We start from the raw sequence: 338 nt of genomic DNA, 5'->3' as shown, positions 1-338 counted from the left end.
CCATCGAACTGAGGGCACGTACCTTTCTTAGGTGTTCGTCCAGTTCCTCTTCGGGCACCTTCAGCTCCAGGGTATCCATGCTCGCATTGGCCTTCACGGGAGCCGAATCTATCGCCTGGGTATGCCCGCCCACCATACCCTTTTCCACGCACATGGCCAGCACCTTGGTGAAGACTTCCACGAACACCGCTTCCGGGAACAGTTGCCGCGTTCGGCTTATCGTACTGTGCCACGGAAGCTCTTCATCGATATCATAGCCTATGAAGAACAGGATGTCCAAACGCATCGAACAATGGTCGATAAGCTTGCGGTCGCTGATGATGTTCTCCAGATAGCCC

1 protein-coding gene is annotated in these 338 nt (G+C 54.7%); it reads right to left on the bottom strand.

All coding sequences use genetic code 11. From position 1 onward, the window contains the following. The coding region (locus BFP77_RS16760) for a transposase (protein WP_143751934.1) at window positions 1-338 on the bottom strand (338 nt) is incomplete at both ends.

The sequence above is a fragment of the Maribacter sp. 4U21 genome (assembly GCF_002742365.1).
GTDB lineage: Bacteria > Bacteroidota > Bacteroidia > Flavobacteriales > Flavobacteriaceae > Maribacter.
This window is presented reverse-complemented; position numbering and strand designations above follow the sequence as displayed.